This window comes from Bradyrhizobium sp., assembly GCF_019242285.1.
In the GTDB taxonomy this organism is placed as follows: Bacteria; Pseudomonadota; Alphaproteobacteria; order Rhizobiales; family Xanthobacteraceae; genus Bradyrhizobium.
This window is the reverse complement of record NZ_JAFAVV010000821.1, coordinates 1-8,402: the sequence shown is the minus strand read 5'-3', so window position 1 is coordinate 8,402 and position 8,402 is coordinate 1. Positions and strand designations below refer to the sequence as shown.

Here is an 8,402-nt window from a genome sequence, read left to right as displayed (position 1 = left end):
TCGCGCCTGAAGAAGCAGTTGCGCCAAGGGGCAAAACTGATCGTGGTCGATCCGCGCCGCACCGAGATGGTGGAATCACCGCACATGGAGGCGCTGCATCTGCCGCTGTTGCCCGGCACCAACGTCGCCGTGCTGACCGCGCTGGCGCATGTCGTCGTCACCGAAGGTCTGGTCGACGAGGCCTTCGTGCGCGAGCGCTGCGACTGGAGCGAGTTCGAGGACTGGGCCGCCTTCGCAGCACTTCCGAACAACAGCCCGGAAGCGACCGCGATCATGACCGGCGTCGACCCCAAGGTGCTGCGCGAGGCGGCGCGGCTGTTTGCGACCGGCGGCAACGGCGCGATCTATTACGGGCTCGGCGTCACCGAGCACAGCCAGGGCTCGACCACGGTGATTGCGATCGCCAACCTCGCGATGGCGACCGGCAATATCGGACGCCCCGGCGTCGGCGTGAACCCGCTGCGCGGCCAGAACAACGTGCAGGGCTCCTGCGACATGGGCTCGTTCCCGCACGAACTGCCGGGTTATCGCCACATTGCCATCGATGCGGTGCGCGAGTCCTTCGAGGCGCTGTGGCAGGTCAAGCTGGACAAGGAACCGGGCCTGCGCATCCCGAACATGTTCGATGCCGCGATCGACGGCTCGTTCAAGGGACTCTACGTGCAGGGCGAGGACATCCTGCAGTCCGATCCCAACACCAGCCACGTGGTGGCCGCGCTGTCGGCGATGGAATGCGTCATCGTCCACGACCTGTTCCTCAACGAGACCGCCAACTACGCCCACGTCTTCCTGCCCGGCTCGACGTTCCTGGAGAAGGACGGCACCTTCACCAATGCCGAGCGGCGCATCCAGCGCGTGCGCAAGGTGATGACGCCGCGCAACGGCTATGCCGACTGGGAGGTCACCATCCTGCTCGGCAAGGCCATGGGCTTCGAGATGCACTACGATCATCCGTCCGAGATCATGGACGAGATCGCCGCGCTGACGCCGACTTTCGCGGGTGTCTCCTATGCCAAACTCGACGAGCTCGGTTCGGTGCAGTGGCCCTGCAACGAGAAGGCGCCCGAAGGCACGCCGGTGATGCATATCGGCGGCTTCGTGCGCGGCAAGGGCAAGTTCGTCATCACCGAATATGTCCCGACCGACGAGCGCACCGGGCCGCGCTTCCCGCTGCTGCTCACCACCGGCCGCATCCTCAGCCAGTACAATGTCGGCGCGCAGACGAGGCGCACCGAGAACGTCGTCTGGCATGCCGAGGACCGGCTGGAGATCCATCCGCACGACGCCGAGCAGCGCGGCGTGCGGGACGGCGACTGGGTCAGGCTCGCGAGCCGCGCCGGAGAGACCACGTTGCGCGCGCTGATCACCGATCGTGTCGCACCCGGCGTGGTCTATACCACCTTCCACCATCCGGACACGCAGGCCAACGTCATCACCACGGAGTTCTCCGACTGGGCCACCAACTGTCCGGAATACAAGGTCACGGCGGTGCAGATTTCGCCATCGAACGGTCCGTCCGACTGGCAGAAGGCCTATGACGCCCAGGCCCGGCATTCGCGCCGCATCGCGCCGGCGGAAGCCGCGGAGTAGCGCGATGCACTCGCCGGTCCGCACCGTCGCTCGCAAGGTCTGGCGTGATGGCGGCTTGGTCCATGGCGGCGTTGGCGACGGCACGCGGACGATCCCGGAAGAGACCGCGGTCGCGCTGACCTACAACGGCGGAACCCACGCCGTGATGATGGCGACGCCGCAGGATCTCAGCGACTTCGCGGTCGGCTTCAGCCTCAACGAAGGCGTCGTGCGGTCGCCCGAGGAGATCGAGCAGCTCGATATCGTCGCGTTCGACGACGGCATCGAGCTCAGAATGTGGCTGTCGCCCGACAAGGCCGCGCTCCTGAGCGAGCGCCGGCGTCATATCGCCGGCCCGACAGGGTGCGGCATCTGCGGCATCGATTCGATCGCGGAAGCCGTGCGCCCGGCGGCGGTGGTGGAAAGCAGCCGCACCTTCTCGCCGTCGCAGATCGTCGCGGCGATCCAGGGCATCGCGCCGCTCCAGGAGATCAACCGCAAGACCCGCGCGGTGCATGCCGCCGGATTCTGGACGCCGTCGCACGGCCTCGTCGCGCTGCGCGAGGATGTCGGCCGCCACAATGCGCTGGACAAGCTTTCCGGCGCGCTGGCGCTGGCGGAGGTGCCACCCGGCGACGGCATGGTGCTGCTCACCAGCCGCGTCTCGGTCGAGATGGTGCAGAAAACGGCTGCGCTCGGCGCGCCGCTGCTCGCGGCGATCTCTGCTCCCACTGCGCTCGCGGTACGGACGGCGGAAGCCGCCGGCATCACGCTGGTGGCCATCGCCCGCGCCGACGGCTTTGAAATCTTCACCCATCCCGAGCGGATCGCGGCGGATGCCGACACCAGGGAGACTGTCAATGTCGTCGTCGCCTGAGCGCCTGATCTACATGGCGAACCAGATCGGCAAGTTCTTTCATGCCCAGGGCCACGACAGGACCGTGGCTGGTGTCGCCGAGCACATCAGGAAGTTCTGGGATCCGCGGATGCGCCAGCAGATTTTTGCGCATCTCGACGCCGGCGGCGCCGGCCTCGATCCCGATGTGCGCCAGGCGCTCGAGACGCTGAAGCAGCCCACGTAGCTCGTCGTGGCTGTAGCCCGGGTGAGCGACCCGTCGCTCATGCGGGCTACGAAAATCTGACGCCCGTCAACTCCCGTCGAGCAGCGCCTGAAACACCCGCCGCACCTCGGCCTGCGTCTCCTTGACGCGCGCCTGCAGCGAGGAGAAATCCGGCGCGTCGCCGGCGCGTGCCATCACGCGCAGCAGGTCTTCGCCTGCCGTCTCCGGATTGAACCTGCCGCTGACGCAGAGCCTGATGATCTGGGTCAGGTCGTTGTAGAGCCTGACCGCCGGGCGCAGCACGGCGGCGGACGCATTCGGCAGCACACCGAGCCGCTCGGCGTTCTCCAGCACCTGCAACGTCGAGACGTCGAGAATGTCGGGCTTGGCGTTGGCGTGAACGAGCTGCAGATATTGCGCGATGAAGTCGATGTCGGTCAGCCCGCCGGCGGCGTTGCGCAGGTCCCAGACGTCGTCCTCGCCCTTTTCCTGCGCGATGGCGCGCCGCATCTCGGCGACATCGAAGGCGACGCCGGAGGCGTCACGCGGCCGCGTCAAGGCCGCGCGCACCACCTCCTCGATCCTGACGCGGAAGCGCGGTGACGCCGAAATCACTCGCGCCCGCGTCAGCGCCATGTGCTCCCAGGTCCAAGCCTCGTGCTCCTGGTACTCGGCAAACGAGCGGATGTGCGAGGCGAGCGGCCCGGCGCGCCCGGACGGACGCAGCCGCATGTCGATGTCGTAGAGCACGCCGTAATTGGTCCGCGTCGTGAACGCGCTGATCAGCCGCTGGGTGAAGCGCGCGAAATAATGCGCGCCATGCAGCGATTTCGGCCCGTCGGAATCGGGATGCTCGGCGTCGAATTCGTAGAGCAGGATCAGGTCGAGGTCGGAGGCCGCCGTCATCTCGCGGCTGCCGAGCCGGCCCATCGCGAGGATTGCGGTCTCCTGCCCCGTGATCCGGCCGTGCTGGGCGGCAAAGCGCTCGGTCACGAGACCATGCACGGTATGGACGACGCCCTCGGCGACGTCGGCGAAGGCCGTGCTCGCCTGCTGCGCCGACACCGTGCCGGAGAGAATCCGCGTGCCGATCAGGAACAGGCTCTCCTGCCCGAACAGGCGCAACCGGTCGAGGAACTCCTCGTAGGAGCCGGCGTCCTGCAGGGTGGCCGCGAGCCGCGACGACAATTCGCGCTGGTCCGGCATGGCGCCGAAGAAGCGCGGATCGATCAGCCCGTCCATCAGCCGCGGCTGCCGCGCCAGCATGTCGCCGAGCCGGGGCGCCGCCCCCAGCACCAGCGCCACCAGCGCGACGAGATCGCGGTTCTGGCCGAGCAGCGTGATCAGCCGCCCGCCCTGCTGCAGCGCCTGCAGGAAGCGGTCGAAGGCCGCGACCGCACGGTCGGGCTCCTCGGCATGCGCGAGGCCGTCGATCAGCGCCGGCACGAACATCGCAAAGGCGCTGCGGGTCGCTTCCGCCCGGAACACGCGATATTCGCCGGCCATCCAGAGCTGCACCGTCTGCGCGACCGCGACCGGCTCCTTGAAGCCGAGCGCGGCGAGATGCTCCAACAGGCGCGCGTCCTCCGCGCCGGCCGCGAAGTCGACCGCGGGCAGCTTGGCGGTGCCGGTCGGATCGTCCTCGAACAGCTTGCTGTAGTGGCCCTGGACGATCCGCAGGTGGCGCAACAGGTCGCGCGCGAAGGCTGCGCGGCTCTCATAGCCGAAGAAATTGGCAAAACGCTCCACCGCCTCGACGTCGTCGGGCAGGCTGTGGGTCTGCTCGTCCGCCATCATCTGCAGGCGGTGCTCGACCCGGCGCAGGAAATGATAGGCCGCGGTCAATTCGTCGCGCGCCTCGAAGGTGATCCAGTCGCTCGAGGCCAGCATGTCGAGCGCGGCCAGCGTCGGCCGCACCCGCAATTCGGCATGGCGGCCGCCCGCGATCAGTTGCTGGGTCTGCGCGAAGAACTCGATCTCGCGAATCCCGCCGGGTCCGATCTTGACGTTATGGCCCTCGACGGCGATCTCGCTCTGGCCGCGATAGGTCTGCATCTGCCGCTTCATGTCGTGGACGTCGGCGAGCGCCGCGAAATCCAGGTGCTTGCGCCAGACGAACGGCGCGAGCTCCGTGAGCATGGCCTCGCCCGCCTTGGGGTCGCCGGCGCAGGGCCGCGCCTTGATCATGGCGGCACGCTCCCAGGTGCGGCCCTCGCGCTCATAATAATGCAGCGCCGCCTCGGTCGAGATCGCGACCTGGGTCGACGACGGATCGGGCCGCAGCCGCAGATCGACCCGGAACACGTAGCCCTCGCCGGTGCGCTGCTGCAAGAGCCGCGCCAGCGCCTGGGTGACGCGGACGAAGAACGGCTGAGGCTCGATGTCGGCGGCGAGCGTGGTGGCCTCCGCATCGAAGAACACGATGAGATCGATGTCGCTGGAATAGTTGAGCTCGCCGGCACCCATCTTGCCCATGGCCAGCACGAACAGCCCGCTGCCCTCCTCGGGGCAATCCGGATTCGGCGGCGCGAGCCGACCGCGCGAGACCTCCTGCCGCAACAGAAACCGCAGCGCCGACTGCACCGACGTCACCGCAAGCTCGGTCAGCGCGGCTGTCACCCGCATCACCGGCCAGACGCCGCCGATGTCGCACAGCGCGATCAGCAGCGCGGCCTCCGCCTTGGCGCGCCGGAGCAGATGCATGACGTCGGTCTCGCCCGACGCGTCCAGCACGTCGCACGAGATGCCTTCGATCAGCGCGGCGAAATGGGTCTCCGGATCACATTGAAGCACGCGGATCAGCCGCGCCGCGTCGCCGCGGACCAGATCGAACAGGTAGGGCGAGAATTCGGCAATGCCGCGCAGGACGGCCCCGGCCGTCGGCTGAGCAAGCACCTCACCGATCGCGGCGGATGGCTCGGGTGCGAGCTCGGCCCGCCAATCGCCGAGGCGCCGATCCGCGAGCTCGGGTGCCGCGAGATAGGGCGCGTCCGCGAACCGCACGACGAGGGGCGGCGATCTGAGGTTTCGGACGGGTTCCAAATTGCTTCCGGCGCTCGCGTGAGGAGGCAGCCTCTATCACGAAGTGCGCGGATCACGCCACTTTCTGCGGTACGTCGGCAGCGGGCACGGGCAGCAGCCGGTTGCCGGCACCGGTCCGCGCCGGAATGGTCAGGGTTGCCACCAGCCCGGGCCGGGCGTCGCCCAGCCTGAGCTCGCCGCCGTGCAGTGTGGCCACCGCGGACGCGAGGCTCAAGCCGAGGCCGGAGCCGGGTTGGCTGCGGCTCGAATCCAGCCGCACGAACCGCTCCATTGCGTGCTTGCGCTCGCCTTCCGGTATTCCCGGACCATGGTCGGTGACGCTGAGCAGCACCTGGTCGCCCTCGCGCCGGGCCTCGATCAGGATCTGCCTGGCCTCGAGACTGATGACCGGCGTCTGCTGCGCAGCGGGCTTGCCGTATTTGATGGCGTTTTCGACCAGATTGGCCAGCGCCTGGCCGATCAATTCGCGATTGCCGCGCAGCGGCGCGGGCGTCGTCTTCAGCCGCAGCGTCATGCCGTCTTCCTCTGCCAGCGGCTCGTAGAGTTCGTGAATGCCGCTGGCGACATCGGCGGCGTCGAAATCGTCCATATTGCCGCGCGCCTGGCCGGACTCGGCGCGCGCGATCATCAGCAGCGCATTGAAGGTGCGGATCAGCCCGTCGGATTCCTCGATCGTCCGCTCCAGCGCGGCGCGATATCCGCTCTCGCAGCTCGACTTCGCGAGTGCTTCCTCGGCGCGGTTGCGCAACCGCGTCAACGGCGTCTTCAGGTCATGGGCGATGTTGTCGGACACCTCCTTCAGCCCCGCCATCAGCGCCTCGATCCGTTCCAGCATGGCATTGAGGTTCTCCGCCAGCCGATCGAGCTCGTCGCCGCTGCGACCGACCGGCAAGCGGCCTGAAAGGTCGCCGGCCATGATTCGCTGCGTGGTGCCGGTCATGGCATCGATCCGCGTCAGCACGCGCCGCGCCACGAAGATGCCGCCGCCGATGCCGAGCACCACCACGACCAGGATCGACCATTGCGCCGCCTGTGCGACGATGCCGAACAGCCGCCGCCGTTCCTCGAGGTCGCGCCCGATCAGGAGCCGAAAGCCGCCACCGAGCTGGGTGACGTAGACCAGCGCCCGATGCGTCGCATTGTCCTGCTCCTCGAGCCGGCGATAGGCGGTCTCCGACCAGCCCATCGATCCCATCACGCCCGGCATCAGTGCGCCGACATTGCCGGCGACCATCTGCCCGCTCGGCGTCGTGACGAGATAGAGATTGGCGCCGGGTCGCAGTGCGCGATTCTGGACCGTGGGGAACAGTATGCGCAGGCCGCGCCGCTCGAAGATGTCGCTGAGCTCACCCACCTCCGCGGTGACGGTGGTGGTGATCTGCTCGGTGATCAGCCGCCGCGTATTCCAGGCGAAGTAGCCGAGCAGCGAGGCCGCGAACAGCGCGAACAGGAACAGATAGACCAGCGTCAGCCGGAACGCCGTGGTGCGGATCAGCTTACCGAAGGCCGTCACGGATCATGTACCTATTTTAAGGGCCGCGTCTGCCATCATCGACTGTCATCCCTGTTCTTCATCCCATGCAATTTCAATGGCTTATCTTCACCAACTGTCGTGTGACGTCGTCACAGATCGGTGAACGCCGGCCGATTTTGGTCCAAAAATGGTAAGTTGACGTCATGTCTCCCTCCAAAGTAATCCGTGACGGTCAGGGATCGAGAACGGGTCGTTCCTGGTGCGGCCGACCGTCACGGTGAACGATCCGTGACGCAAATGGTAAGCGAAAGAGGAACTTAAAGTGGCGCTCAATTCGAACCAAGTTAAATCCCTGCAAGCCGGCGTTCACGCCGACGCCGGGGGACTCTATTTGGTGGTGCGCAAGAGCGGCGATCGGCTGTGGGCCTTCCGTTTTACCGACCTTCAGGGCAAGCGGACACAAATGGAGTTCGCCAGGGCCGGCGACCGCGACAGCACCAGCGGCGACGTCCTGACCTTGAGCAGCGCGCGCGAGAAGGCACGTGACTACAAGGTCGCCTTGAAGCGCACGGGCATCGATCCGCGGGTCAAGAAGCGGGCCACCGGTCAGAGCGGCAAGACATTCAAGGAGTTTGCCGAGGAGCAGTACCCCGGATGGTGCAAGGGGCTGTCGCCGGAAGAAGAGAAGCAGTGGGCGCGCGCCATCCGCGACCTGCCGAAGCTGCACGATCTGAAAATCGGCGAGATCACCACCGAGCATGTGCTGGAAGCGCTTAAGCCGATCTGGACGGTGAAGCCGGTAACCGCGTCGCGAACGCGCCAGCGGATCGAGCGGCTGATGGACGCTGCCAAGGCCTTGAAGCTCCGCACCGGTGAAAACCCTGCCGCATGGCGCGGCAATCTTAAACATCTGCTGCCCTCCCCCCGCAAACTGCATCGCAAGAAGGGCCACAGGTCAGCCCCCTACACGAAAATGCCGCAGATGATGGTCGGCCTGCGTTTCGACGACGCCGTTGCTGCTCGCTGTGTCGAAGTCGGCATCCTCACTGTCGTCCGCTCCCAGGAAATTCGGCTGATGGAATGGACGGAGCTCGATTTCGAAGCAAGGAGGTGGATGATTCCAGCTGAAAAGATGAAGATAAAGGGCGACCTGGAACCGAAGCCACATCTCGTTCCACTGTCCGATCAGGCGATCGAGATCATCCGATCGATGCCACGCGCGGGCAAGTACGTGTTCCCGTCAGACCACGCCAGTG

The 8,402-nt window shown here is 66.7% G+C and carries 6 protein-coding genes; 4 read left to right on the top strand and 2 right to left on the bottom strand.

The window, feature by feature from the left end; translation table 11 throughout:
• From JOY90_RS33725 to JOY90_RS33715, 3 genes are all read left to right on the top strand, one after another.
• Positions 1–1,590 (top strand): molybdopterin-dependent oxidoreductase (locus tag JOY90_RS33725; RefSeq protein WP_291695415.1); only part of this gene is annotated, 1,590 nt, incomplete at its 5' end.
• 4 nt (positions 1,591–1,594) lie between these two features.
• Positions 1,595–2,446: a formate dehydrogenase accessory sulfurtransferase FdhD gene (gene fdhD, locus JOY90_RS33720; protein ID WP_291695414.1), complete on the top strand. Its 852-nt coding sequence runs from the start codon at positions 1,595–1,597 to the stop codon at positions 2,444–2,446.
• Positions 2,430–2,651, top strand: coding sequence for a formate dehydrogenase subunit delta (locus JOY90_RS33715; RefSeq protein ID WP_291695413.1), 222 nt, complete (start codon positions 2,430–2,432; stop codon positions 2,649–2,651). Before fdhD ends, JOY90_RS33715 begins: the two co-directional genes overlap by 17 nt.
• A gap of 66 nt (positions 2,652–2,717) precedes the next feature.
• On the opposite strand, the gene JOY90_RS33710 is transcribed toward JOY90_RS33715, so the two are convergent.
• Together JOY90_RS33710 and JOY90_RS33705 are read right to left on the bottom strand one after the other, a co-directional pair.
• Entirely contained in the window at positions 2,718–5,633 is a 2,916-nt protein-coding gene (locus JOY90_RS33710; protein WP_291695412.1) for a bifunctional [glutamine synthetase] adenylyltransferase/[glutamine synthetase]-adenylyl-L-tyrosine phosphorylase, read from the bottom strand.
• Positions 5,634–5,724: 91 nt separating this feature from the next.
• Positions 5,725–7,185 (bottom strand): ATP-binding protein, encoded by a 1,461-nt coding sequence (locus JOY90_RS33705; protein WP_291695411.1) that lies wholly within the window; start codon positions 7,183–7,185, stop codon positions 5,725–5,727.
• A gap of 283 nt (positions 7,186–7,468) precedes the next feature.
• Here JOY90_RS33705 and JOY90_RS33700 point away from each other — a divergent pair.
• A partial coding sequence (locus JOY90_RS33700) for an integrase arm-type DNA-binding domain-containing protein (protein WP_291695410.1) occupies positions 7,469–8,402 on the top strand: 934 nt, incomplete at its 3' end.